At 42.9% G+C, this 24,713-nt stretch carries 21 protein-coding genes and 2 tRNA genes; 11 read left to right on the top strand and 12 right to left on the bottom strand.

What is annotated here, in order from left to right; genetic code table 11:
• Positions 1-14 precede the first annotated feature (14 nt).
• From SHEWPOL2_RS23035 to SHEWPOL2_RS08515, 3 genes are all read right to left on the bottom strand, one after another.
• Positions 15-1,349, bottom strand: coding sequence for a hypothetical protein (locus tag SHEWPOL2_RS23035; protein WP_037427650.1), 1,335 nt, complete (start codon positions 1,347-1,349; stop codon positions 15-17).
• A gap of 108 nt (positions 1,350-1,457) precedes the next feature.
• Positions 1,458-2,699 carry an ATP-binding protein gene (locus SHEWPOL2_RS08520; RefSeq protein WP_037427648.1) on the bottom strand — a complete coding sequence of 414 codons (1,242 nt, stop codon included), beginning with the start codon at positions 2,697-2,699 and terminating at the stop codon, positions 1,458-1,460.
• 297 nt (positions 2,700-2,996) lie between these two features.
• The gene (locus SHEWPOL2_RS08515) at positions 2,997-4,307 is read right to left on the bottom strand and encodes an HD domain-containing phosphohydrolase (RefSeq protein ID WP_050991328.1); all 1,311 of its coding nucleotides are present in this window, start codon (positions 4,305-4,307) and stop codon (positions 2,997-2,999) included.
• 92 nt (positions 4,308-4,399) lie between these two features.
• On the opposite strand from SHEWPOL2_RS08515, the gene SHEWPOL2_RS08510 reads away from it, so the two are divergent.
• From SHEWPOL2_RS08510 to SHEWPOL2_RS08495, 4 genes are all read left to right on the top strand, one after another.
• On the top strand, positions 4,400-4,978 hold the full coding sequence (locus tag SHEWPOL2_RS08510; protein WP_037427647.1) for a response regulator: 579 nt from the start codon (positions 4,400-4,402) through the stop codon (positions 4,976-4,978).
• An 8-nt stretch (positions 4,979-4,986) separates the two neighbouring features.
• Positions 4,987-6,963: an EAL domain-containing protein gene (locus SHEWPOL2_RS08505; protein ID WP_037427646.1), complete on the top strand. Its 1,977-nt coding sequence runs from the start codon at positions 4,987-4,989 to the stop codon at positions 6,961-6,963.
• A gap of 9 nt (positions 6,964-6,972) precedes the next feature.
• Positions 6,973-8,085: an HDOD domain-containing protein gene (locus SHEWPOL2_RS08500; protein WP_037419113.1), complete on the top strand. Its 1,113-nt coding sequence runs from the start codon at positions 6,973-6,975 to the stop codon at positions 8,083-8,085.
• A gap of 296 nt (positions 8,086-8,381) precedes the next feature.
• Positions 8,382-10,412 carry a cation:proton antiporter gene (locus tag SHEWPOL2_RS08495; RefSeq protein WP_037427645.1) on the top strand — a complete coding sequence of 677 codons (2,031 nt, stop codon included), beginning with the start codon at positions 8,382-8,384 and terminating at the stop codon, positions 10,410-10,412.
• Positions 10,413-10,554: 142 nt separating this feature from the next.
• On the opposite strand, the gene fadE is transcribed toward SHEWPOL2_RS08495, so the two are convergent.
• Positions 10,555-13,002 (bottom strand): acyl-CoA dehydrogenase FadE, encoded by a 2,448-nt coding sequence (fadE, locus tag SHEWPOL2_RS08490; protein ID WP_037427644.1) that lies wholly within the window; start codon positions 13,000-13,002, stop codon positions 10,555-10,557.
• A 242-nt stretch (positions 13,003-13,244) separates the two neighbouring features.
• Here fadE and SHEWPOL2_RS08485 point away from each other — a divergent pair, with 242 nt between their 5' ends.
• Entirely contained in the window at positions 13,245-14,024 is a 780-nt protein-coding gene (locus tag SHEWPOL2_RS08485) for a class II glutamine amidotransferase (protein WP_037427643.1), read from the top strand.
• 155 nt (positions 14,025-14,179) lie between these two features.
• On the opposite strand, the gene SHEWPOL2_RS08480 is transcribed toward SHEWPOL2_RS08485, so the two are convergent.
• Entirely contained in the window at positions 14,180-14,977 is a 798-nt protein-coding gene (locus SHEWPOL2_RS08480) for a DUF3108 domain-containing protein (protein ID WP_037427641.1), read from the bottom strand.
• Positions 14,978-15,103: 126 nt separating this feature from the next.
• Positions 15,104-15,547, bottom strand: a complete 444-nt coding sequence (locus SHEWPOL2_RS08475) for an MGMT family protein (RefSeq protein WP_109277771.1) — start codon at positions 15,545-15,547, stop codon at positions 15,104-15,106.
• Positions 15,548-15,755: 208 nt separating this feature from the next.
• On the opposite strand from SHEWPOL2_RS08475, the gene def reads away from it, so the two are divergent.
• Complete coding sequence (gene def, locus SHEWPOL2_RS08470) at positions 15,756-16,247, top strand: peptide deformylase (RefSeq protein WP_037427638.1); 492 nt, start codon at positions 15,756-15,758, stop codon at positions 16,245-16,247.
• Between the two features lie 445 nt (positions 16,248-16,692).
• On the opposite strand, the gene SHEWPOL2_RS08465 is transcribed toward def, so the two are convergent.
• The 3 genes from SHEWPOL2_RS08465 to SHEWPOL2_RS08455 form a co-directional block, all read right to left on the bottom strand.
• Positions 16,693-16,769: transfer RNA gene (locus tag SHEWPOL2_RS08465), tRNA-Val, on the bottom strand.
• Between the two features lie 38 nt (positions 16,770-16,807).
• Positions 16,808-16,884 (bottom strand) — tRNA-Val (locus SHEWPOL2_RS08460).
• A gap of 255 nt (positions 16,885-17,139) precedes the next feature.
• Entirely contained in the window at positions 17,140-18,519 is a 1,380-nt protein-coding gene (locus SHEWPOL2_RS08455; protein WP_037427637.1) for an MATE family efflux transporter, read from the bottom strand.
• A gap of 33 nt (positions 18,520-18,552) precedes the next feature.
• Between SHEWPOL2_RS08455 and SHEWPOL2_RS08450 the strand changes: the two genes are divergently transcribed.
• The gene (locus SHEWPOL2_RS08450; protein ID WP_037418419.1) at positions 18,553-19,173 is read left to right on the top strand and encodes a riboflavin synthase; all 621 of its coding nucleotides are present in this window, start codon (positions 18,553-18,555) and stop codon (positions 19,171-19,173) included.
• A gap of 9 nt (positions 19,174-19,182) precedes the next feature.
• Here SHEWPOL2_RS08450 and SHEWPOL2_RS08445 read toward each other — a convergent pair whose 3' ends face one another.
• Positions 19,183-19,383: a CPXCG motif-containing cysteine-rich protein gene (locus tag SHEWPOL2_RS08445; RefSeq protein ID WP_011622722.1), complete on the bottom strand. Its 201-nt coding sequence runs from the start codon at positions 19,381-19,383 to the stop codon at positions 19,183-19,185.
• 213 nt (positions 19,384-19,596) lie between these two features.
• Positions 19,597-19,857 (bottom strand): hypothetical protein, encoded by a 261-nt coding sequence (locus tag SHEWPOL2_RS08440; protein WP_235522180.1) that lies wholly within the window; start codon positions 19,855-19,857, stop codon positions 19,597-19,599.
• Positions 19,858-20,233: 376 nt separating this feature from the next.
• On the opposite strand from SHEWPOL2_RS08440, the gene thrS reads away from it, so the two are divergent.
• From thrS to rplT, 4 genes are all read left to right on the top strand, one after another.
• Positions 20,234-22,162, top strand: a complete 1,929-nt coding sequence (thrS, locus tag SHEWPOL2_RS08435; protein ID WP_037418422.1) for a threonine--tRNA ligase — start codon at positions 20,234-20,236, stop codon at positions 22,160-22,162.
• Positions 22,163-22,165: 3 nt separating this feature from the next.
• Positions 22,166-22,708, top strand: coding sequence for a translation initiation factor IF-3 (gene infC, locus SHEWPOL2_RS08430; protein WP_011072302.1), 543 nt, complete (start codon positions 22,166-22,168; stop codon positions 22,706-22,708).
• A gap of 85 nt (positions 22,709-22,793) precedes the next feature.
• Positions 22,794-22,988, top strand: coding sequence for a 50S ribosomal protein L35 (gene rpmI / locus SHEWPOL2_RS08425; protein ID WP_011072303.1), 195 nt, complete (start codon positions 22,794-22,796; stop codon positions 22,986-22,988).
• A gap of 16 nt (positions 22,989-23,004) precedes the next feature.
• The gene (gene rplT, locus SHEWPOL2_RS08420) at positions 23,005-23,361 is read left to right on the top strand and encodes a 50S ribosomal protein L20 (RefSeq protein WP_006081652.1); all 357 of its coding nucleotides are present in this window, start codon (positions 23,005-23,007) and stop codon (positions 23,359-23,361) included.
• A 148-nt stretch (positions 23,362-23,509) separates the two neighbouring features.
• Here the strand turns inward: rplT and trxB are convergent, their stop codons facing one another.
• Positions 23,510-24,463 (bottom strand): thioredoxin-disulfide reductase, encoded by a 954-nt coding sequence (gene trxB / locus SHEWPOL2_RS08415; RefSeq protein WP_011622726.1) that lies wholly within the window; start codon positions 24,461-24,463, stop codon positions 23,510-23,512.
• Positions 24,464-24,713: the final 250 nt, after the last annotated feature.

Genomic DNA, 24,713 nt, shown 5'->3' with positions numbered 1-24,713 from the left:
TATAGTGATTAAGGCTAGAGCAAGAAAAAATAAATTGAAAGTTTTATGAAGAGATCGTTCGTGTCAATGAAAAAATATAACTCCCAACCAGTTAAACCTATTTTTTCATTGATGATAAAGTGATGCGCATCTTTGCTAAATGTAATAGGATTAAGTGGGTTGAATATACTTTTTCTTAGAAATGTATCTTTCATCGGCTCGCTATCTTTAGGTCGAGTCCAGACACTGCCGATATCACCACTTACATTGTTTCCCCATACTTTTCTTCCTGATTTATCTATGAGTATACGATGTGAAATACTATCAATATGTTTATCAAATAATGTCAGTAATGAATTAAGTTTTATTGCTAATTGTAGTACACCATCAAATTTATTTTCTCTTATTATAGGTGTGCTTACAGCAAATAATTGATCATCTCCGAGTGATCTTCCTTTGAAGGTATCACTTATAAAAGACGTTTTTGTTTGTTTTACCAAATAAAAATAGGGACGGTCTGCAACGCTCAAATTGCCGATGTTGTTTGTGTTTGCATCAACTTTGTAGAAATCTCTAACAATACCATTATTATCTGTTACAAGTGAAGATATAAATTCTGGAGATTGTTCCACAAGAAGTTTTAAAGTTTTTTTGGTAACTTGTTTTTCTGTTGTATTAACAATAGTTTCAATCTTTACGATGTAATCTTTTAGTTTTAACTCAATATTGTCCTTAAGAGAGTTAATTTCATTTTGATAATGAACCATTTGTTTCACAAGTTCTAAACTCGTCAGTCCATTGAGACCAAGTGTAATCAGTAATGTTGCAGGGATTGCTGTGTATAATCCGACTCTAAAAGATAGTTGATGTTGCAATGACTGTTTTCTTAATTGCTCATTATTAACATATAATGCAAGGAGTAAACGTGCAGCTTTTACACTCCAAATAAATAATGCCGTTGATAAAGAGCAATATATAATCAAGAAGGATAAATTATCCTTTATAGCTTCCAGTGAAAACATTTTTATAACGAGAATAGCTGCTAAAAAATAAATCACAGTAATTTGCGTTGTGTTTGAGCTATTTTTTTTAATATAAATATTAAATAATACGACTTGTATAAGGCTTAGTATTATAGCAATAAAAGAGGGGAGTGGAGATGCAACAAAAACAAAACATACTAACGCCCACAAGGGACCTAAACGTGCTAGAATCAATAAAGCTGCAACATTGCCTACATTGAGAGGTACTGCAATTGGAACGGTTACAACTGATAAATTGGCAACCAATCCAATGATAATACAATATAATAAGAATAATATTCGATGTTTCTTAATGGATTTATTATGTCTTCTAATTATTGCTAGCATGGCTAGACTCCGGTAGACCTATAACAAATTTTGTACCCGAAGGCCCTGTGTAGTCAAGAGTAATAAATCCATTGTGTTGCTCTACTATAGCTCTTGATATTGATAGCCCTAACCCAGTACCTTCACCAATTTCTTTTGTTGTAAAAAAGGTTCAAAGATATGTGGTATATCAGTCTCATGTATACCGTTCCCATTATCCTTTATTTCAATGTTTATCCAATGATTTATCTTCATGATATCTATTTCAATTAATCCTTTTTGATGTTTTATTGAATAATAGGAGTTGTTTATAATATTTAATATTGCTTGACTTAGTTGTGTTGTGTTTCCTTTGGCTAATGCACTTTCTAAATGATGAGTTAAATTTATTTTTATGTGTTTTTTTAGATTGACTTTAGCTATCTTTACCGTATCTTCAACAAGCTTTACTATGTTTATAGTTGATATGGTTTGTTCATCTGGATGTGTGAAGTTACGTAGGTTTTTAATAATATCTCTCGCACGTCTAGCACCTTCTTGACTTTCATTAATTAATTCAATACTGTCTTTTAATATAAAATCAAGCTTGTGCTTTTTAATGGACTTATTAATTTCTGGATATGTATTGTTTACTTCGTTTATGAATGAGTTGATATCTTTTAAGTACACGTCAAGCGTTTTCAAGTTGCTATAAATAAATCCTAGTGGGTTATTCAATTCGTGGGCAACGCCGGCTGCAAGTTGACCAATTGCCGCTAATTTTCCTTGTTTCGCTAAACTGTTTTCAATTCTTTTTTGTTGTGCAAATAAACTTTCGCGTTCAGCTGCAATATGGCGATAGTCTCTCAATGTGAGTGTGTTTGCGATAAAACTACAGTAGTTTGATATGATAGATTGCGCTCCAGAGTTAAAGCTATAGGGCTCTTTTTTTAGCAAGATGACGGCATAATCACTGTTGTTAAATTTTACAGGCTGAATTAGTGCTGATGTCGCTTGGGGCAATAGGCGTTTTAGAGTGCTTGACCAATTAGAGGTAGAGTCTAAATTGATCACTGTTGTTTCTCTAAATTCAAATTTTACAGTTTTAGTATTTTCGAATGTAATGTGTTTTCCAATTAGTTCCTCATGTGTGCATGCTAAAATACTCAGTTCAGTACTTTCTGGGTTGCAAGTTACGATTAATTGAAGATCAGGTTTTAACTCCTGTTTGACTAGTGAAAATAAGACGCTAAAGGGCATAGCTTGGTCTATGTTTTCCGTCAAAGCTTGCATTGATTTTGAAATTAAATTATTGAGTATTTTAAACTCTAATAATTCCTGATTTTCTGCTCTTAATTGTATCAGCAATTGCTGTTGGTCATTTTTATTCATTCAATAGTCCAAATTGCACAGCTAACTTTATAAGAGTATTAGTCGTTTTGACACAGTTGAAAGAGAGCACGTATGTCAACGTTACAAATGCTAATGGAAGGGATGGAAGTTAGCTTTGTACCAACACTGAGTATAGCTTCGTTTAGCTTGCCAATAATCACCGCAATGGTCATAGGGATGATAACTGTTGAATATTTTCGCTCCTGTCGGACTTTTAACATCACAGCGTGGGCATTTTACATGTATTCAGGGAGTCATATATTTAAGTCATCCCATTGATCTATAATGTTTTAAGCTTTAGTTTGTTTCTATTTCAACTAACAATTGCTCCTTATGTTTTAGCTGATACTTTGATAATTTATCAAGTGAAGCAGAGGTTAGTATATGTCCTTCAGGTAACAGCAGTATGTGCTTAAGATTGTATAAGTTTTGCTTTAATTTCATACCGGCTTTAAGTGCACTCACTTGTAGTCCTCTTCTAGCTTTGTTTGCTATGTCTACTTCTTCGGAAGTGACTAAAATTGACAAAGCGTTGACTATCACTGGGTCATAATAACTGCCCTGGCGTAGTTTTATTGCGTCAAAGCCGTCAGCCATGCTTTTTTTATTACCATCGTATCGGCCTTCAACATGCAGCCAAAAATCTCTCGCTACTGCCAATATTCGTGACCCAAGAGGGATGTCTACGCCTGCTTTTTGAGCGGGTTCACCACCGCCATTAAAGCGTTCTAATTGATTGACGATGATGAGTGACATTTCGCTTAAATGTATCGCGGGCAGTAAGATCTCTTCGGCATGTAATGGATGTTCATTAAATAAACGACGTTCACGATCATAGAGGTCGGTATATGCCGTTTCAGCTATTTTGGTGGGGAGCGCGATTTTACCGATTTCTGAAAATAAGCCCGCTTTTGTTATCGTAACTACCTGTTCTGCGGGCAATTGCAATGCATTTGCAAGATATTCGCAGGTGGCGCTGATTTTACGGGCCAGTTCGCCACTGAGTGGTGGATAACTCACGATGATATTGTAGAGTACCTCTAAGGTAGCAGCTTCATCTTTTTGTCGTTCACTTGCTAAGTTTTTGAATTTTAATAGTGTTTGCTTAAGTTGTTCTGTACGTTTTTGAACGGTTTCCTCAAGGGAGTTATTGAGTTCTTTTAACTGTTTGTTTTGTGCGGCTACCTTGGCAGTAAGTTGTTTGTTTTGACGAATTAAGTGGTACATTGCTAATCCTTCGTCAACCACAGTTAATAGTTCTTGATTATCCCAAGGTTTTTGAACATATCTGTGGATTTTTCCAAGATTGATTGCAGAGACCGTCGAGGCAAGATCAGCATAACCGGTCATTAAAATGCGGTAAGCGTCTGGTTGTAATACCGCCGCTTTAGCTAAAAATTCTGCCCCCGTCATATTCGGCATACGCATATCGGTGATAATGACATTGATTCTATACTGCTTCATTAACTCTAAAGCTTGGCTCCCGCTATCAGCCAATAAAAGCTGCAGCTCCTTACCGATAAAAAGCCGCTGTAGCGATTTTAGAATACTGGCTTCATCGTCTACACACAAAATCAATGGCAGAGTGCTTTCAGATGGGGTTGGCATTAAGTCACCTATCGCATTTGTCCTATTTGTCTTATAGATTAAAATTATGCTATAAGTGTTAACTAAGCAAGAATAATCATGGGTACGAGAGCATGAAAACGCTCAAGCCAAGCGATATTGCTCAATATTGCGATGTTCATCAACGCACAGTGAGTCGCTGGATCGCTAAAGGTCAATTAAAAGGTCACAAATTACCTGGACGGGGTAATTATCGAGTCTTGGTTGATGACTTCATTAGTTTTCTACATCAACAAAACATGCCAATGCCAGAAGCCTTTTTAGCCTCAAATAATAATGAGTTAATGGCTGATAAAAAGTCTATTCTTATCATTGATGATGAATTATCGATGCGAAATGCACTCAGGCGGGCACTCCATTCAACACCCTTTGCAATTTTATCGGCACAGGATGGTTTTCAGGCTGGGGTGAAAATTATTGCTGAAAAGCCAGATTTAATTGTTCTTGACCTGTCCTTACCTGGGTTGAATGGTTTTGAAGTTATCCAATTTATTCGAGAGCGACCGGAGTTAGCAAATATTAAAATTTTAGTATTATCAGGGCTTTCACCTAAAGAGTTAGCAGAGTCGATTAGATTAGGTGCGGATGATGCGATAGCAAAACCTTTTGATAATCATGATCTATTGGACAGAGTAAATATGCTCTTAAGCTAGAGGCCACAATGGATAACTCTTTACTACTAGTCGATGACGATGTTGGCATTTTAAAGGCCCTAAAACGCTTATTAACTCGTTCTGGCTATTCGGTAAAGACTGCTCAAAGTGGAGAAGAAGCGTTAAACCTATTACTCACTTATGATTGTAAAGTTGTTTTGACCGATTTTAGAATGCCCTATATGGATGGAGGGCTGTTACTTTCTAAAATCAAACGCTTATATCCTGAAGTCGTCGGGCTTGTCATTAGTGGTTATTCAGATTTTGAGTCGGTGAAGTCATTACTTAATGCGGGTAGTGCGTATCGTTTTCTGCAAAAACCTTGGGAAGATAACGAGTTACTTGAAGAAATAGCGAATGCATTTACGCATCACAACAAACAGATTTTTCAACGCCAATCCCAAAAAATGTTGTTGGCTAGTTCCGATGCCTTACTCGAGATATCCCCATCTAATCAAATTGTGCATGCTAATATTGCGGCGACAAAGCTCTTGGGTTCAACCTTGGTCGAGGGACGTTTGCTTGATGAGTTTTTGGTTGAAACAGATAGGTTAACCTTGCAGGAACAGACATTTGCAATCGGTCAGAGTGTATCTATTAGGTTATTGAATCACACAGAATTAGAAGTGAGTTGTCGTTTAGCTGGCCCTTCTGGAGTCGTTTTGTGTTTAAATCCCGTGACTGATGGAGAGTTGCTAAACACGGCATTTGAACTTCCTTCGCTGCTTAATTATCAGCAGCTTATCTCGATGATGACACAATATCTCAATTCTCGCAGAGCTATGGTTCTCGTTGTTATCAAGATCAAAAGTTTTGAACTCTGGAGCCGCATGATTGGTTATTCAGAAGCGCAGCGGACTATCGAGCATATTGCATTACAGCTACTTAATTCCACTGGTACGGCAGGGGAGCTTGCACTACTAGCGAATGAACAATTTGTGCTTTGTTTACCTGATATTACCTCCGAGATGGACGCTTTACAGAAGGCCGCTTCAATTATTGACCCCGTGACTGGTAAAGCTAATTTGACCTCATCTAAGTTGGATTATGCTGTTAGTTACTGTCTTATACCCGACGATGGTGATGAGCCTCGAGCCGTTCTGAATAATTTATTACTGGGTAATCTGATGATGGCAGAAGACTCAGTCCGGATGTTCATGCGTTATGATCAGCAAGCTATTGAACGAAAAAAACACCAGATCTCATTAAATCAGGCGTTATTTCATGCGGTGCAACAGCGTCAACTTTTTCTGCATTTTCAGCCAAAATTTGATTTTGCCAAATATAATTTGTCCGGCTGTGAAGCCCTCATTCGGTGGCTGCACCCCGAATTTGGGATGGTTTCACCTGCGTTATTTATTCCTTTAGCTGAGCAACATGGCCAAATGGTTGATATTGGCTATTGGGTACTCAAAACGGCCTTTATTACTGCGGCCAGATGGCGGAGTGAAGGCATTCAATTTGGAAAAATGGCAATTAATATATCTGGTCGACAGTTAACTGAGCCTGATTTTATTCACTGGATAAAGCATCATATTCAGCTGACAGGCGTTTCACCGACAGATTTAGAATTTGAATTAACAGAAACTTTTTTGCTTAATAACCTTGAAGATTGCGCGATCACCCTTAAGGCGATTGCTGAACTCGGTATCAGTATTGCGATAGATGATTTTGGTACCGGTTATTCATCTTTGAGTTACTTGAGTAAACTACCTATTAATGTACTAAAAATTGACCGTTCACTTGTGCTCGATATTGAAAGTAATTTGAATACTGAAAGTTTAGTGGCTAATGTGGTTAGGTTAGCACATGATCTGAACATGAAAGTGGTTGTCGAGGGTATTGAAACATTGGACCAACTCAATATTGTCAAATCCTTAGGTTGTGATGTAGTGCAAGGATACTGCATTTCTAAACCGCAATCTGAAGAGGAGTATTTAGCGCTATTGGCTTCTTTTGAAAGTCTTTCAGCTACAATGGCTTAGGAGAGAGTTATGTTTAATGTACTCTTTGTTGATGATGACAGTTTTATGCTTAGAGCTCTCTTGCGGCTAGCGAAAAGACTGAGACCTGACTGGCAGTTTTGGACTGAGGAGGATGGCCTAAACTGGGCAAAATCTATAGCTAATGATGTTAATGTCGATCTTATAATCTGCGATTATTTAATGCCTGATGTTAATGGCGATAGGGTACTCGTTGAGGTTTCAAAACATTATCCCCAGGCAATTAGAGCGTTACTTACAGGTGACACGACAGAGGAAGTAGTATGCAAAGCGGGCAAAACGGCTCATTTTGTATTGAGTAAACCCTTCAATGAACAGGATATTGTACAACTTCTGACCTCAGTGGAACGGGTTCATAAATTGCCATTCTCCCAAGACGTTAGAGCAATGTTGGGCGCAAGTGCTTTATTACTACCTCTGCCAGACATAGTGCAACAAGTCCGCAAAGTGCTTCTAAATCAGCAATCCGAAGCCGCCGATATTGTTGATCTTATTGCCCACGAACCAATTATTACCGCCAAATTATTACAACTCGCAAACTCTGCGTTTTTGGGTTTTAGCCGCACAACACTGTCAATTGAAGAGGCTATCAAACGCTTAGGGGTGGATTTAACTAGCGCTATTATTAGTTCTATCGCCATTGAGCAATCGGCGACGTCGATTATTGATAAGTCTGCACAGAGTAGAATTAACGAGCATGCGTATCAGTTAGCGCTTAACGCTCAAAAAATCGCTAAAGCACTTAATTTACAAAAGAGTCTACAAGAAGAGCTATTTATTGCCGCTTTGATGTCGTCAATAGGTGAGTTGATTTTGGCATCTCGTATTTGGCAAGATTCGTTTGCGACTCAGTTTACGGAGTGGCCAGTGAGAAAACTCATCGTCTCTATATCAGCCTATCTTTTAACGCTTTGGGGGTATAGCGAATCCTTATGTGACAACATTTTATCCAGCGCAGAGCCTGAGGTGAGTAATGTTGAACATAATCTAGCCTTATTATTATGCTTGGCACACTATGCCACTAAATATCACGGCAGAATCCCCGATGAAATATTGAATAAGCTACCCGATGAGCAAATAAAACTAAAATTAGCTAATCTCTAACTCAAGATACATTTGTGGACATTTAGATCTTACATATTTATTCGATCACTAACTTATCCCAACTTACTGAATAGACTGCAACTTTATTCTCTGTCGCTTTCGTGTTTCCTATATAGCAATGTAACCCTTCGGACTCCCTTGGTATGCGAATAAAGTTGAATATCATCTAACTTATTTGCATCACTAGAGCGTGCTTTTTACTGCTATTGTTATCATTAACCGTTTATTTTCCTGAATGAAAAAGCGTGTTAGGTTAAATCCACAATCGCATGCCTCACCTAACGAAAGGATGTTTTATGGTTGAAAAAATCACTGGGATGCTAGCACTCATCGGCGTGCTTTCGCTTTTTTGTCAATGGCTTGGTTGGAAGTTGAGATTACCAGCAATTTTACCGCTACTCATCTGCGGTTTGATGTTAGGTCCTGGGTTTGGAGTGTTAAATCCCGATGCAATATTTGGGGATTTATTGTTTCCGATTATTTCCCTAGGCGTTGCCGTGATCCTGTTCGAGGGTGCATTAACCCTCAATTTTAAAGAGATTAAAGATCATGGCCGCATGGTGACTCACTTAGTGAGCATCGGTATGGTGATCACTTGGGGCTGTATCAGTACCGCTACCTATTATTTGTTGAATTTTAGTTGGGAAGTTGCGCTGCTATTTGGTGCGTTGGTGGTGGTCACGGGGCCAACTGTGATTGTACCAATGCTGCGCAGTGTGCGGCCTAAGTCGCAGCTCGCGAGTATTTTACGCTGGGAAGGGATTGTGATTGACCCAATCGGCGCACTACTTGCGGTATTAGTATTTGAATATATTACGGTATCTGGCAACCCCACTCACCATGTATTGTTCGCGCTAGGATCAATGTTAACGCTAGGTTTAGGCTTAGGGGCTGCGGCAGGTTATTTAATCGGCCAAGTGATAAGGCATAATTTGCTTCCCCATTATTTACGTAATACAGCGGTATTGACCTTGATGCTCGGGGTGTTTGTTGGCTCAAACCTGCTACAGGAAGAGTCGGGATTACTTACGGTCACTGTGATGGGCATATGGCTGGCGAATATGCGCGGTGTGGATATTGCTGAAATCCTTGAATTTAAAGAAACACTGACAGTTCTGCTGATCTCCGCCTTATTTATTCTGTTAGCAGCGAGACTCGACTCGAATGCCATGATGGATTTAGGCTGGGGCGGCATTGGTGTACTCGCCGTGACCATGCTTATCGCACGGCCGCTCAGTATTTGGGTATCAGGTATTGGCACGTCATTGTCAAAGGCCGATAAATGGTTTTTATGTTGGATCGCCCCGCGCGGGATTGTGGCTGCGGCCGTGTCTTCGTTATTTGCAATTAAGCTAGAAGCCAATAATGTGCAGGGCGCTGATGCGATTGTGCCTTTAGTGTTTTTAATTATTATCGGTACTGTGGTTATCCAAAGTTTAACCGCAGGGCGCTGGGCGAAATACCTTGGGGTCACATCGGGGTCGGCTCAAGGAGTGTTAATCTTTGGCGCCTCTAAATTTTCCCGCGAGCTGGCAAAACTCTTAAAGGCAAAAGAGGTGAAAGTGCTGTTAGCCGATAGCAACTGGGATAACATTCGTCTTGCGCGGATGGACAATATTCCAGTTTATTTCGGCAATCCTGCCTCGGAACATGCTGAAACTTACATGGATTTAACCGGAATTGGCCGCGTGCTGATCATGTCGCCCTATAAACAGTTAAACCCGCTAGTGACGTTTTATTTTCAAGATGTGTTAGGCGCTAAAAAGGTCTTTGGTCTTAATAATGCCGAGCAGGGCAGCGCGCGCCATCAATTGTCTGAGTCTTACAAACAGCGGCTATGTTTATTTGGTGATACGGTTTCCTATGCCAAAATTGCTAGTCAAATGGCGAAAGGGGCACAGCTTAAAGTCACTAACTTAACCGAAAACTTCACCTTTGAGCATTTCCGTAAGCGTTATGGTGAAACCGCTTTGCCGCTAGTGTATCTGACTAAAGAAGGCAAAGTGGTTATCGTTTCAGGCAATGATACTCCATTCCCTAATGGTATTGAGTTAATCAGTTTATTGCCCGTTGAAGCCCTTGAAGAAGCGAAAACTCAGCAGGCGATTGCTGAGCAAGAAGCCAAAGAGGCCCAGGCCAAAGCGGTGGAAGAAGCTGCCCAAGACAAAGCAAAAGTTGAGGAAAAAGCCAAGGCTGATCAGGAAGCAGAAGCTGAGCGTCAAAGACTTGAGCTGCAAGAACAAATTAATGCTGGGGAGCCATCGCTACCAGAGGCTAATGCACAAGATAGCATTAATACATCGGATGAAACTTTAGCTAAGGGATAATGGACGGGATTAAGGATAACTAAGGATTAGCTTGGTATTTTCGAAGAGATAAGCCTGTTAAGTGAGGCGTAGATACAAAGAGGCACTACATAGGTAGTGCCTCTTTTTTATTTGGATAGGCTTAGCTAGTTCAGCTTAGCTATTAAGCGGCGCGTTCCTGTGAAGTCGTCGCGACGACTTCAGGACGCAGTTCTGCTGGGTCGAAGTCATCCACATTGATAGACTTCATGCGGCCGATTTCGGCTCTTTCCAACAGTTGTACTTCGCTGTCGCTTAATACGCCTAAGGCTTTACCTTCAGCAGCGACTTTATCTAACCACATGAAAGGTAAACGCTTGCCACTAGCTTTACAGACTTTGTCGAATAAAGGTTCTGCGGCCAGAATATCCTTCAGCGTTTGCTCTTGAATACCCACGGCATTGTGCTCAGAGTTAGTCCAGAATTGACCTTTACCTAAACGATCACGGCTTTCACAAGGGGTTTGCATGATCTTGGCGACTTTATGATCTAACACATCGCTTGGACGTTTCAGTGGACGGCCGAATGGGAACATGATGGCACGTAATACACCGCCTAGACCCATTGGGAAGTTATCCAGTAAATCGTCTAATGAAGCCTGTAACTTGTACAGAGCATCTTCAACCGCCCATTGTACCAGTGGCAGATCGTCGGTTTGACGGCCTTCATCTTGGTAACGTTTTAAGGTTGCAGAGGCGAGGTATAACTGGCTTAACAGATCGCCTAAACGGGCTGAAATACGTTCTTTACGTTTTAAGTTGCCGCCTAAAGTTGCCATCGCTAAGTCTGATAGCAGGGCTAGGTTAGCACTGAAACGGTTCATATGTTGATAATAACGCTTGGTTTTATCTGAGTAAGGCGCGTTAGAAAAACGGCTTGATGTCAGACCTAACCAGAAGCTACGCACAAAGTTACTGGTTGCAAAACCAATGTGACCGAAGATGGCCGCATCGAAGTTGGCTAAACCTTGGCCAGACTCAGTATCAAACGCTGACTCCATTTCGGCTAAGACATAAGGATGACAACGGATTGCGCCTTGGCCATAGATGATCATCGAACGAGTCAGAATGTTTGCGCCTTCAACGGTAATCGCGATTGGCGCCGCTTGATAGCCACGGCCTAAGTAGTTGTTAGGGCCTAAGCACACACCTTTACCACCGTGGATGTCCATGGCGTCGATAACGCATTTCTGCATACGATCGGTCAGGTGATATTTCACGATAGCCGAGATAACCGAGGGTTTTTCACCTAAGTCGATACCCGTGGTAGTTAATGAAGTCACCGCATCCATCAGATAAGCGTTACCACCGATACGTGCCATTGGCTCTTCAATCCCTTCTAACTTACCAATAGGCAGTTTGAATTGACGACGAATACGCGCATAGGCACCAGTTGCTAATGCTGCGGTTTTGACACCACCAGCAGAGTTTGATGGCAGCGTAATACCACGGCCTACAGACAAACACTCAACCAGCATACGCCAGCCTTGGCCAGCCATTTTCGGACCACCGATGATAAAGCTTAATGGTACGAATACGTCTTTACCGCGAGTAGGACCGTTTTGGAACATACAGTTCAGCGGGAAGTGACGACGACCCGTTTCAACGCCTTCAACGTCTGTTGGGATCAGCGCGCAGGTAATGCCCAGCTCTTCTTTATCGCCTAACAGGTGATCAGGGTCACGCAGTTTAAAGGCTAAGCCTAATACAGTCGCAACAGGTGCGAGGGTGATATAACGCTTGTTCCAGGTTAAGCGCATACCTAAGACTTCTTCGCCTTCCCATTGGCCTTTACACACGATACCAAAGTCAGGGATAGAGCCTGCATCGCTACCAGCCTCTGGGCTTGTCAGTGCGAAACATGGCACTTCTAGCCCTTTGGCTAAACGTGGCAGGTAATAGTTTTGCTGCTCTGGCGTACCATAGTGTTGTAACAGTTCGCCAGGGCCTAATGAGTTAGGTACACCTACAGTGGATGCCAGCTCGCTGCTTAAACCCGCAAGCTTTTGCAGCACGCGTGATTGGGCGTAGGCTGAGTACTCTAAACCGCCGTATTTTTTCTTGATGATCATGGCGAAGAAGCCGTGATCTTTCAGGTATTGCCATACTTCAGCAGGCAAATCAGCCAGTTGATGTGATACTTGGTGTTGGTTCACCATGCGGCACACTTCTTCAACTGGACCGTCTAAGAAGGCTTGCTCATCGGCACTTAAACGAGCGACAGGGTAGTTGTGGAGTTTTTTCCAGTTCGGGTTACCTGCAAACAGATCGGCTTCCCACCATGTGGTACCGGCTTCAATCGCTTCTTTTTCGGTAGAAGACATTTCGGGCATGATGCCTCGGTACATCTTCATCAGTGGGCGACTGATAACATTTTGTCTAAATGCACTGATATTGAGGGGCAGCGCGATCACTAGGAAGATAATCCAAGAGATAGGGCCAACAACATCGAGTGTCCATCCGGCTGTCATCACAACAGCGGCTGCAATAGTGGCAGTGAGCAAAGATACCCGAAGGTAAGCTAGGGCTCCTAGCACTAAGATCATGGCGATGATCCAAAGTAGGGTAGTCACTGTATTTCTCCTTAAGTATGACCGAGTGCCAATCACAGGTCATAACGAGTTTTGTTGATTGCGATCACAATTATAGTTTGTGGTCTGACCTGTGTCGCATAAAAGTTAAACCTAAGGCAGTTTTAATACAAGTATTTTTCAAACAATTGTTTAAATTTTTGTCACCTTTGATCATTCCACAAATGTCATCAACTAGTTACAATGCAAAACTGTGGATATTTGAATAGAGAAAGGCGATAAACATGTGTGAGTTACTGGCGATGAGCGCCAATGTGCCGACCGATATTGTTTTTAGTTTTACGGGTTTAGCACAGCGTGGTGGCGTCACTGGACCCCATGTAGACGGTTGGGGGATCACTTTCTATGAGGGCCGTGGCAGCAGAACTTTTAAAGATGCTTGCCCGAGTAGTGAGTCGCATATTGCAAAATTGATCAAATCCTATCCGATTAAAAGCGAGGTGGTGATAAGCCATATTCGTCAGGCCAATCGCGGCTGTGTTTCCCTGGAAAATACTCACCCATTCACCCGTGAGTTGTGGGGCCGTTATTGGACCTATGCTCATAATGGTCAGTTAAGCGATTATCAGGCGAAGTTTCAGGTGTCTCGTTATCAGAGTGTTGGTGATACCGACAGCGAGCTGGCTTTTTGCTGGATATTGGAGCAAATCGCGGCCAAGTTTGGTGATCGTCGGCCTGAAGATATGCAAGCGGTGTTTCGATTTGTGGCAACGCTGGCCGAACAAATCCGTGCGCTTGGGGTGTTTAATATGATCCTCAGCGATGGCGAATACTTGATGAGTTATTGCAGTAATAATCTGTGTTACATCACCCGCAGGGCGCCGTTTGGCAAGGCAAAATTAATTGATACCGATGTAGTGATTGATTTTGATAAAGAAACCACGCCACACGATGTCGTGACTGTAATTGCCACTCGGCCGCTAACCGAAAACGAAGACTGGCAGGTGATGCAACCCGGTAATTGGAAGTTGTTCCGCTTAGGTGAGCTGCTTATCGATTTGTAATTGGGGCGCTGTCACAGTCAGTCATTGCACTTTGACGGAATTAAATAAGACACAAAAGGCCAAACGGAGTCACTCACGTTTGGCCTTTTGTGCTGTTACGGCATCTTAGAAACAGCGCTAAATCCATCTTAAATTGCGATAAATGTGTAACTGGCTTAATTCGCGCCTGTGCCGAGGAGTTTAGGTACTTTCTGCTCCGTCGGAACTTCAGTATCAACGGCAGCGGGCGCGGCTTCAACTGGCACATCGTCAAAATGATACTTAAGCAGTTTGATATCGAGCTGTTTACTGCCTTTTTCAAAGTGCGTTAGACGAACGGGGAGGTAGGCTAAATCCGGCGCCATCCAAAAGAAGGTTTGGCGTTTATGATTGTCACGCACTACCTCAATTTTGACAGTATCATAACTGCCGCTTTCAATTGTCATCCGTTCCTTACCAATCACATGGAACTTATACTCATCGAGCTCGTTAGATTTAATCATTTTATAATCAAGCACTTCTTTGCCAGCGCTGATATCGAGTCGAAACTGCAGCTGCACCATTAAGGGATCGAAAATATCACCTTCAAACGGGAATTTACCTTTTTCATCCTTATAACGGGTGTGGATCATGCCCTGTGCCTTAGCAAAGGCGGTTTGTTCGATAAAATTTGGGCCGACGCCTTGGCGCTCATGCAAATAGCGCAGCGGCAATAATTGATTCCCCTCTTGGGCAAACTCACTCAGTACATGGCGCACATCGGTCAGTAATAACAGGCTAAGATCGCTGTCGAAGCGATATTTATAGACGCCATCCTCTATGGCTGGCAGTTGATACTTGGCCTTACCCAGTTCAACATCACCATAATTAACTTGATATTCAGCAGTTTGAGGCGTTAAAGGCGTTGGCGCCGCCATCGCAAATACGCTGTGGGTGAGTGCGAGACTCACGAATAACGTTGGAATTGTGCGCAATTAATGCTCCTTTATATCGCAAACAGAAAGCGGCTAACACTGCTTATCCTATGGCTCAGCTATCAAATTTAAGTGTTTATAACCGAGTTTATATTGGAATAAATAGTTTTAGATCAATATATTAAATTAGAACGGGATTGACATCACTAAGGTTGCCATATCCGGTTGCCACTCACATTCAGACAAGTTCACTTTGCCACAGTTCACCATTACACCTTCAAGGCGCAATAATTCCATCTGTTCCTGAAAGGAGGCTGAATGTTTTTCGAAGGAAATTTTTCCTTGACGATTGAGTACTCTATGCCAAGGAAGTGACAAATGTTCGGGGGCCAATTTGAGAGCCCTGGATACATAGCGAGCGCGTCCTGGTAACCCTGCGAAATCGGCGATCTTACCATAACTGCTAACTTTGCCGGGCGGGATCATCGCTACAATCTGCCAAATCTTCGCCATGGGTGATAGGTCATGACTTCGTATATCTTGTGTATTGTCTAACTCGTCTGGCGTATTAGCCTTATCTTGCTCTAAGTAGCGATAAAGTGGAGACTTATCTTTTGCAAACCGCATGATGATGCCAAGTAAAACATGAACAGATGAGCCAGTGTAGCGTTAAACGAAGGCCAAGTGAAACAGAGGCTAGTTTGAAAAGCCGTAATGTCAATCTAAAAAATCGATTGTAATGATTTTTATTAAACTATTTAGTTTTGAATATTGAGAAAACACAGGAATAGTTCATAATGGCGCCAATTTTTTTGACTCCATAAGAGATGAAACAGGCATGGCTGTACTCGATATTCTGACAATTCCCGATGAACGTCTAAAACGCAAAGCGCAACCCGTAAAAGATATAGAAGCAATTCAGGGATTTATCGATGACTTAATCGAAACCATGTACCACACTGACGATGGTATTGGTCTGGCCTCGACCCAAGTGGGCAGTACAGATGCGGTGATTGTGATCGATTTATCCGAAACCCGTGACCAACCCTTAGTGCTGATTAATCCAGAGATTGTTGAAAAGTCTGGCGAATATGTGGGTGAAGAAGGCTGTCTTTCAATCCCTGGCTATCGCGCGAAAGTGAGCCGTTTCGAAAAGGTCAAAGTCACCGCCTTAGACAGACAAGGCAAAGCGGTTGAAATCGAAACCGACGACTTTTTAGCCATTGTTTTGCAACACGAAATTGATCATTTACACGGTAAAGTGTTTATCGAGCATTTATCGGCATTGAAGCAACAAATCGCCTTAAAAAAGGTACGTAAATACGCCTAATTTCCCCAATGTCTTGCTCTGCAAAGCCGCACATTTGATTGCGGCTTTGCTGTTTCTAGGCGGCATTACCCGTCGTACTCATGGTGATAAAATTGTTACGTTGTTGAATGTTTATCTAGATACACGCAAAACGAGTCTGTTATCAGCATCTATGGGCTAACTACGATGGTAATAACAAAAAATCATCAAAAGCATGTTGTGCCAGTAGGTTTGGCACGAAATGGGTACAAATTTAGAGAAAACGGCGAATTTGGGGGAGAACAGCGGTAAATGTGGATTAAGCAATAGAGGAAAAATCAGACAGAGCCGAAGGGTGGGGCATGTTTGAATGTTTTGGAAAACCTAGAACAGGCACGAAGATTTTATCTTAGGCACAAATAAAAATTAAGCATCTTGATGGATGTTTATATTAAATTTAGGTTTTATAGAGAGTTAAAGCTAGAAATGGTACACCCGAGTGGACTCGAACCACCGACCCCTACCATGTCAAGGTAGTGCTCTAACCAACTGAGCTACGGGTGCACTGTTTGAATTTCACTTTTTAGACTCTGTGAAAAGAGTGGTACACCCGAGTGGACTCGAACCACCGACCCCTACCATGTCAAGGTAGTGCTCTAACCAACTGAGCTACGGGTGCATTGTATTAGCTATATCGAAACCGCTAAACGCATCTCGCTTTCGAACGAGCGCTATATTAGGGGGATAGCGAAAGGCTGGCAAGCAAAAAAACGAATTTTATTGTCAAATGGTGAATTGCTGTGCAACTTGCCCAGTGTTTCAGCAAAGTTACTGATAAAACGGCATGTTAGGCTTCAAAGATTGCAAAATTAAAAGAAATTAAACAAAACGGCGAGCTAATGCTCGCCGTTGATTCAGTGAATTATGTCCTATGTCAATGGTGCACGCTGTCGCCTTCAATCAGACTTAAATGTACGCCATGCTTTTGAATATAACGTAGACGGATGAAAAACAGCAGCGCCGCCGAGGTGAGACCTGCAATCAATCCTGCCCAAAAGCCATGGGCGCCCATGGCGGGTACGATAAAGTCGGTATACGCCAAGGTATAACCTAAGGTCATGCCGATTCCCCAATAGGAAAACAGCGTAATATAAAACGCACTGCGGGTATCCTTATATCCACGTAGTGCACCAGCGGCAACCACTTGGACTGAGTCAGATAGTTGATATAGCGCGGCCATCAACATCAAACTGCCCGCAAGTACCACCACTTCAGGATCGCTGTTATATAACTCGGCGATTTGAAAGCGGAATATCACCGTTAAGATTGCCGTCGATAAGGCCAACGATAGTGCCAACCACAATCCGACTTTAGCCACCACGGCAGAAATATCTGCACGATCGCGGCCAAGGTAGTAGCCAATACGAATCGAGACGGCAATACCAATCGACAGTGGCAACATAAATACAATAGCGGAGAAGTTCAACGCTATCTGATGACTTGCCACCACAGTTGCGCCTAATGGCGCCAGCAGCAGGGCGATAATCGCAAACAAACTTACTTCAAAAAATAACGCCATCGCGATTGGCATGCCGAGCTTGGTCATCTTCTTCATGGTGGTAAAATCGGGGCGATGGAATTGGCTAAAGGGCGCCAATGCTGCAAATTTCTTATGAAACTGCATATAAATCGTCATGGCGATCAACATGGCCCAAAATACCAATGCAGTTGCGACACCGCAGCCAGCGCCGCCCATGGCAGGCACGCCGAAGTGACCATAAATAAAGATATAGTTTGCTGGAATATTTACGGCGAGTCCCACAAAACCGATGATCATAGTGGGTAAGGTATATGAAATCCCCTCACTGCAACCGCGCAATACTTGATAGAGCACAAATGCGGGGGCACCCCATAAAATACCGTCGATATATCCTATGGTTAAGTTGTACAATTGGGGCTCTAAATTCATATGGCTGAGCACGAGTGGCGCGGATGCGAGAAACGCCATTACGCCAAGGCCGCCAATTAAGGCTAAGTAGGCGCCTTGAAACGCCAAAGGTTGAATGGCTTTCTGATTATTTGCACCATTGTGATGGGCAAATAATGGAGTAAAAGCCATCAGTAGCCCCTGTACAAATAGAATTGCGGGCAACCAAAGACTGGTTCCCACGGCAACTGCGGCCATATCGACCGCACTGACGCGCCCCGCCATTACCGTGTCGATAAACCCCATCATGGTTTGTGTCACTTGGGCGATCAACACTGGAAGTGCGAGTTGAATTAAGCGTTTGGCCTGAAAGCCTGAATGATTCATAAATACAGCCTTTAACGAATAAGCGAGCAAAAAATGTTTACTGGTATAGTTCAAGCCACCTGTGAGGTGGTTGCAATACATAAGAAAGATGGCCTCAATACCCTTGAGGTAGCGTTTAAACCTGATTTGCATGAGGGACTTGCAATTGGCGCAAGTGTGGCAAATAACGGGGTATGTCTGACGGTGACTCAGGTCGTTGATGATAGGGTATTTTTCGATGTAGTGGAAGAGACCTTAAGATTGACTAACTTGGCAAATTTATCCGTTGGGCAGCGCGTTAATATTGAACGCTCTCTGACTTTTGGTAGCGAAATTGGCGGCCATATCCTATCTGGACACATTCATACCAAGGCAAAAGTCAGTCACATTAGTCACACCGAGCAACATTATGATCTGACCTTAAGCGTCGAGCCTAAATGGATGAATTATATTCTCTATAAAGGCTTTGTTGGGGTAAATGGTTGCAGCCTTACCGTTGGCGAGGTGACCGAGAGTACTTTTATGCTGCACTTGATCCCAGAAACTCTTAAGTTGACTAATTTAGGCCAATGTCAGGTTGGTGATGAGTTAAATATCGAAATTGACAGCCAAACCCAAGCCATCGTCGACACCGTTGAGCGTGTGCTGGCTAAACGTTTTAGCAACCAATCTTAATCAACATGCCTAATAAATTTGCTCGTCGTCCGAGTCAATATATAACTCTATGGTTCGGCGGGCATCATCCACATGTAAACGCAGGTGGATGGGGTTACAACAAATTCGGCAGTCATCGTAATAATCCTGATCGCCGCTGCTGGCATCAATACTAATATGTTGATGGTGTCCGCAGTGGGGGCACGCAATCACTTTATTCATGATCCTCATGGCGCTACTCCTCGCTAATGAAGGGATGACACTTGTCGCTAAGCCGTCATACTGGCTTTGTTGAGTATACAAGAATGTGCCGTGGCAGCTTAGATAAAGTCGATATCAAAATCTCAGTAACTAGATTTTTCCATTCAGCTCAGCGCTTGGTACTTTTTCACTAAAATTTTCTAGCGTAAGAACCGTCAAGCATGTGCACCAGTATAAGTTAACTCAATCCTTTACAGTCATCAGTTCGACAGGTGCCGTCGGTAATATGCCTTCCTCTATATTGTCACTAATGGCCTGCGATAGTCGTTCTATCTGTAGCAAAAGCTCGGCATGGATATCGGCCTGTAAGCCAATAGTATCGAATTGTATAATTTGGCTTTGAACCACTATCGGCTCAGGTTGTGTTTTTGGTATGGGGTTAACAGAGATTGAATTCTGGGCGACTTGGTTAAGTGCAACCGTCAATAGGATACTCGTGAACATACCAACTCCTTTTGCTTCATTATTTACAGCGATGTGACGGCAACGGCATTTGTTATGGCAAATAACAAAGAATCCCGCGGTCATTTAACGCGCATAGCGTAGGGGCGTTAGATGACTGCCACATGAACGATTGACTGCAATATGATGAATTAACGGCAAACTTCGCGGATTGGTTTTAATAAATGCATCGATTTGGGCGCCAACCCCAGCAATCGGGCCATTTAACTTGCGTGTATTAAAGATGATCCCGTAGAATAACTGCCTGCTACGCAAGGCGGCTAAGACTCCTGTACTGTCTTAACCTCGCGAGCATTACTCTTTTTACTTAATCACCATGTGGCCCTACGTGTGGGTCACCACTGGACAAGGATATTTCATGCCTGTAATTACACTTCCTGATGGTAGCAAACGCGAGTTTGCACATCCCGTATCGACTCTCGATGTTGCCGCTGATATTGGCCCTGGTCTTGCGAAAGCCTGTATCGCTGGTCGCGTGAATGGCGAACTCAAAGACGCTTGCGATCTTATCGAAATCGATGCTGAACTTTCTATTATTACCGCTAAAGACGAAGAAGGTATTGAAATCCTTCGCCATTCTTGTGCGCATTTATTAGGCCATGCAATCAAGCAATTATGGCCACAAACCAAGATGGCGATCGGTCCTGTGATCGATAACGGCTTCTACTACGACATCGATCTTGAGCATAAGCTGACTCAAGAAGATATCGAAGCCCTCGAAAAACGTATGCTTGAACTGGCAAAAACCAACTATGACGTAGTGAAACGCGTTGTAAGCTGGCAAGAAGCCCGTGATACCTTCGCCGCTCGCGGTGAAGAATATAAGATTGCGATTCTGGATGAAAACATCAGCAAAGATGCGACACCTGCTCTGTATCATCACGAAGAATATACTGACATGTGCCGTGGTCCTCACGTGCCAAACATGCGTTTTTGCCAGCATTTTAAATTGATGAGCATTGCCGGCGCCTACTGGCGCGGTAACTCTGAAAACAAGATGCTGCAACGTATTTATGGTACTGCATGGGCTGACAAAAAAGCCTTGAGCACCTATTTAACTCGCCTCGAAGAAGCGGCTAAGCGTGACCACCGTAAAATCGGTAAGCAGCTCGACTTGTATCACATGCAAGAAGAAGCACCGGGTATGGTGTTCTGGCATAACGACGGTTGGAGCATCTTCCTCGAATTAGAAAGATTCATTCGCCGTAAATTAAACCAATACACTTACCAAGAAGTGAAAGGTCCACTCATGATGGACCGCGTACTGTGGGAGCGTTCTGGTCATTGGGATAAGTACTCAGAAGCCATGTTCACCACCAGCAGTGAAAACCGTGAATATGCGGTTAAGCCAATGAACTGCCCTGGCCACGTACAGATTTTCAACCAAGGTTTGAAATCTTACCGTGACTTGCCATTGCGTATGGCGGAATTTGGTTGCTGTCACCGTAATGAGCCTTCTGGTTCACTGCACGGCCTGATGCGCGTACGTGGTTTTACTCAAGACGATGCCCATATTTTCTGTACTGAAGAGCAAGTTCAAGCGGAAGTCAGCTCTTGTATCCAAATGGTATACGATACTTACTCTACCTTCGGTTTTGAAAACATCGTGGTAAAACTATCAACTCGCCCAGAAAAACGTATCGGTGACGATGCGATGTGGGATAGAGCTGAAGAAGCGTTGAAACAAGCCTTACGTGCTAATAATATTGAATTCACTATTTTACCGGGTGAAGGTGCCTTCTACGGTCCTAAGATTGAGTTCACACTGCACGACTGTTTAGACCGTGCATGGCAGTGCGGAACAGTGCAACTTGACTACGCATTACCAAGCCGTTTAGGTGCAACTTATGTGGCGGAAGATAATAGCCGTCAAACGCCTGTGATGATCCATCGTGCAATTTTAGGTTCGTTGGAGCGTTTCTTAGGTATTCTAATTGAAGAATATGCTGGTCGGTTCCCAACATGGTTAGCGCCAATGCAAGTTGTCGTGATGAATATCACCGACAAACAGGCTGATTATGTTGAAGAAGTGGTCAAATTCTTCAAAGAACAAGGTATTCGTGCCTCATTTGACTTGAGGAATGAGAAAATAGGCTTTAAAATACGCGAACACACCTTAAGGCGTGTCCCTTATTTATTGGTCGTTGGCGATCAAGAGATGGAAAATAAGGAAGTCGCGGTGCGTACTCGTGATGGCGTTGATTTAGGTAAGATGCGAATTGAAGATTTCGCCGCTAAAATCCATCAACAGATTTCGCTCCGTAGTCTCAAATTGTTGGAGGAATAGGTCATAAAGATCAAGAAAACAGCAGGGCGTCAGCTGGCCCCTAATAGAATCAATGAAGAAATCACAGGTGTACCAGAAGTACGCTTAACCGGCATTGATGGTGAAGCTATTGGTGTGGTGAGCATCAGAGATGCTCAGAATTTGGCAGATGAAGCAGGTGTAGACCTAGTTGAAATTAGTCCAAATGCTGAACCTCCAGTATGTCGCATTATGGACTACGGTAAGTTCCTGTTTGATAAGGCTAAGTCAGCCAAGGAACAAAAGAAGAAGCAAAAGCAGGTTCAGGTTAAGGAAATTAAATTCCGTCCTGGAACTGACGAAAACGACTATCAGGTAAAACTACGCAACCTGATACGTTTTCTGGAAGACGGGGACAAAGCGAAAATTACGCTGCGTTTCCGAGGTCGCGAAATGGCCCACCAAAATCTTGGTATGGATCTGTTGAACCGTATTAAGACTGATTTGGATGAGTATGCGGTTGTTGAATCTTTCCCGAAAATGGAAGGCCGACAAGCCATCATGGTGCTAGCGCCTAAAAAGAAATAAGTAGGGCAACCTATAAAAGTAGCGAAGGCTATATGCCTTCGCTCGCCTTGCTTTTTATTTAACATCCCAATGCGGAGTTTTAGTAATGCCTAAAATGAAAACCGACAGAGGTGTAGCGAAGCGTTTTAAGAAAACCGCTAATGGTTTCAAGCGCAAGCAAGCCCATTTACGTCACATTCTGACCAAAAAGAGCACTAAGCGTAAGCGTCACTTACGTAACAAGTGTTTAGTTGCCAAAGTTGACGTTCCAGCAATCGCGCGTCAATTACCATACGCTTAATTTAGGAGATTAGAAAATGCCAAGAGTTAAGCGTGGTGTAACCGCACGTGCTCGTCACAAGAAAGTTTTAAAATTAGCTAAAGGTTATTATGGCGCTCGTAGCCGTACTTACCGCGTTGCTGTTCAAGCAGTAACTAAAGCTGGTCAATATGCTTACCGTGACCGTCGTCAGAAAAAACGTCAATTCCGCCAACTGTGGATTGCACGTATTAATGCTGCAGCTCGTCAAAATGGTCTGTCTTACAGCCGTTTCATCAACGGTCTGAAAAAGGCGTCTATCGAAATCGATCGTAAGATTTTGGCTGACATCGCTGTATTTGACAAAGTTGTATTCGCAACTTTAGTTGAAAAAGCAAAAGAAGCGTTAAACTAAGCAATTAGTTTGTCGCACTTAAGAGGGGACCATTTGGTCCCTTTTTTTGTTGCTGTTTTTTAGCCACAACATGCAGATAAAAAAAAGCAGGCTAAGGTAGTTAACCTGTGCCTGCTATTATTTGAGTTTAGATAAGACTTACAGTAGATTATTTCTTCGCGTCTAAGTAACGCTCGGCATCTAATGCTGCCATACAACCTGTACCCGCAGAGGTAATCGCTTGACGGTAATGTTGGTCCATCACATCACCTGCGGCAAACACGCCTTCTATACTGGTTTGCGTGGCGTTACCTTGGAGACCACTCTGCACCTTCAAATAGCCGTTGTTCATCTCTAATTGGCCTTCAAAAATCCCTGTGTTTGGGCTGTGACCAATGGCCACGAACACACCGGCAACGGCTAGATCAGTGATAGAACCGTCTTTGGTGCTCTTCATTTTTAGACCTGTTACACCCATTGCATCACCAACCACTTCTTCCATGGTTTGGTCTAGATGCAGGATAATGTTGCCGTTGGCGACTTTATCCATTAAACGGTCGATAAGAATTTTTTCTGAGCGGAAGGTGTCGCGACGGTGAATTAAGTGCACTTCGGCGGCGATATTGCTTAGGTATAGTGCTTCTTCAACGGCTGTGTTACCACCACCAATCACTGCAACTTTTTGATTACGATAGAAGAAACCATCACAGGTTGCACAGGCCGATACGCCGCGTCCTTTGAACGCTTCTTCAGACTCAAGTCCTAGGTAACGGGCAGAGGCGCCAGTGGCGATGATTAGCGCATCACAGGTATATTCGCCGTTATCGCCTTTTAAACGGAAAGGGCGCTCAGTTAGCGTCACTTCATTAATATGATCGAACAGAATTTCAGTATCAAATTTTTCCGCATGCTTTTGCATACGTTCCATTAATGCTGGACCCGTTAAGTCTTCTGCATCACCTGGCCAGTTTTCAACTTCAGTCGTGGTCGTTAACTGACCACCTTGCTGCATACCTGTGATCATCACAGGCTTTAAGTTTGCGCGCGCAGCATAAACTGCAGCGGTGTATCCTGCGGGACCTGAACCTAAAATCAATAGGTTACTATGTCTGACTTGGCTCATTTTTCTCTCCGTGCTTTTAGCAAATTGCATGGATTGTAGGGAATTTACCTGTAGGGGTAAAGCGATGTTTGGTGATTCTTTTAGATTATGCTAATCGAATCCTAAGGCAAATTGTCAGCCTGAGTTTACTAAGGCTATGGCTTAAAACCGGCGTGAGTGAAGATAATTGTGATCTGCATAAAAAATCGGCCTCAACAGAGTGAGGCCGAACAAAGCAGAGTAGGTCCGTGTGAACCTAGGCTCTCATATG

This window comes from Shewanella sp. POL2 (assembly GCF_000282755.1).
GTDB classification, from domain to species: Bacteria; Pseudomonadota; Gammaproteobacteria; order Enterobacterales; family Shewanellaceae; genus Shewanella; species Shewanella xiamenensis.
Note: the sequence above shows the minus strand (reverse complement) of the source record. Positions and strands in the feature narration are given on the sequence as shown.

Coding starts and splice junctions, on each gene's coding strand:
- SHEWPOL2_RS08440 (WP_235522180.1), bottom strand. CDS start 19,857: ATGTTCACGAGTATCCTATTGACGGTTGCACTTAACCAAGTCGCCCAG.
- SHEWPOL2_RS08520 (WP_037427648.1), bottom strand. CDS start 2,699: ATGAATAAAAATGACCAACAGCAATTGCTGATACAATTAAGAGCAGAA.
- SHEWPOL2_RS08445 (WP_011622722.1), bottom strand. CDS start 19,383: ATGAGGATCATGAATAAAGTGATTGCGTGCCCCCACTGCGGACACCAT.
- SHEWPOL2_RS08515 (WP_050991328.1), bottom strand. CDS start 4,307: ATGCCAACCCCATCTGAAAGCACTCTGCCATTGATTTTGTGTGTAGAC.
- thrS (WP_037418422.1), top strand. CDS start 20,234: ATGCCTGTAATTACACTTCCTGATGGTAGCAAACGCGAGTTTGCACAT.
- rplT (WP_006081652.1), top strand. CDS start 23,005: ATGCCAAGAGTTAAGCGTGGTGTAACCGCACGTGCTCGTCACAAGAAA.
- SHEWPOL2_RS08450 (WP_037418419.1), top strand. CDS start 18,553: ATGTTTACTGGTATAGTTCAAGCCACCTGTGAGGTGGTTGCAATACAT.
- SHEWPOL2_RS08495 (WP_037427645.1), top strand. CDS start 8,382: ATGGTTGAAAAAATCACTGGGATGCTAGCACTCATCGGCGTGCTTTCG.
- SHEWPOL2_RS08500 (WP_037419113.1), top strand. CDS start 6,973: ATGTTTAATGTACTCTTTGTTGATGATGACAGTTTTATGCTTAGAGCT.
- SHEWPOL2_RS08485 (WP_037427643.1), top strand. CDS start 13,245: ATGTGTGAGTTACTGGCGATGAGCGCCAATGTGCCGACCGATATTGTT.
- rpmI (WP_011072303.1), top strand. CDS start 22,794: ATGCCTAAAATGAAAACCGACAGAGGTGTAGCGAAGCGTTTTAAGAAA.
- SHEWPOL2_RS08510 (WP_037427647.1), top strand. CDS start 4,400: ATGAAAACGCTCAAGCCAAGCGATATTGCTCAATATTGCGATGTTCAT.
- SHEWPOL2_RS23035 (WP_037427650.1), bottom strand. CDS start 1,349: ATGCTAGCAATAATTAGAAGACATAATAAATCCATTAAGAAACATCGA.
- trxB (WP_011622726.1), bottom strand. CDS start 24,463: ATGAGCCAAGTCAGACATAGTAACCTATTGATTTTAGGTTCAGGTCCC.
- def (WP_037427638.1), top strand. CDS start 15,756: ATGGCTGTACTCGATATTCTGACAATTCCCGATGAACGTCTAAAACGC.
- SHEWPOL2_RS08455 (WP_037427637.1), bottom strand. CDS start 18,519: ATGAATCATTCAGGCTTTCAGGCCAAACGCTTAATTCAACTCGCACTT.
- SHEWPOL2_RS08505 (WP_037427646.1), top strand. CDS start 4,987: ATGGATAACTCTTTACTACTAGTCGATGACGATGTTGGCATTTTAAAG.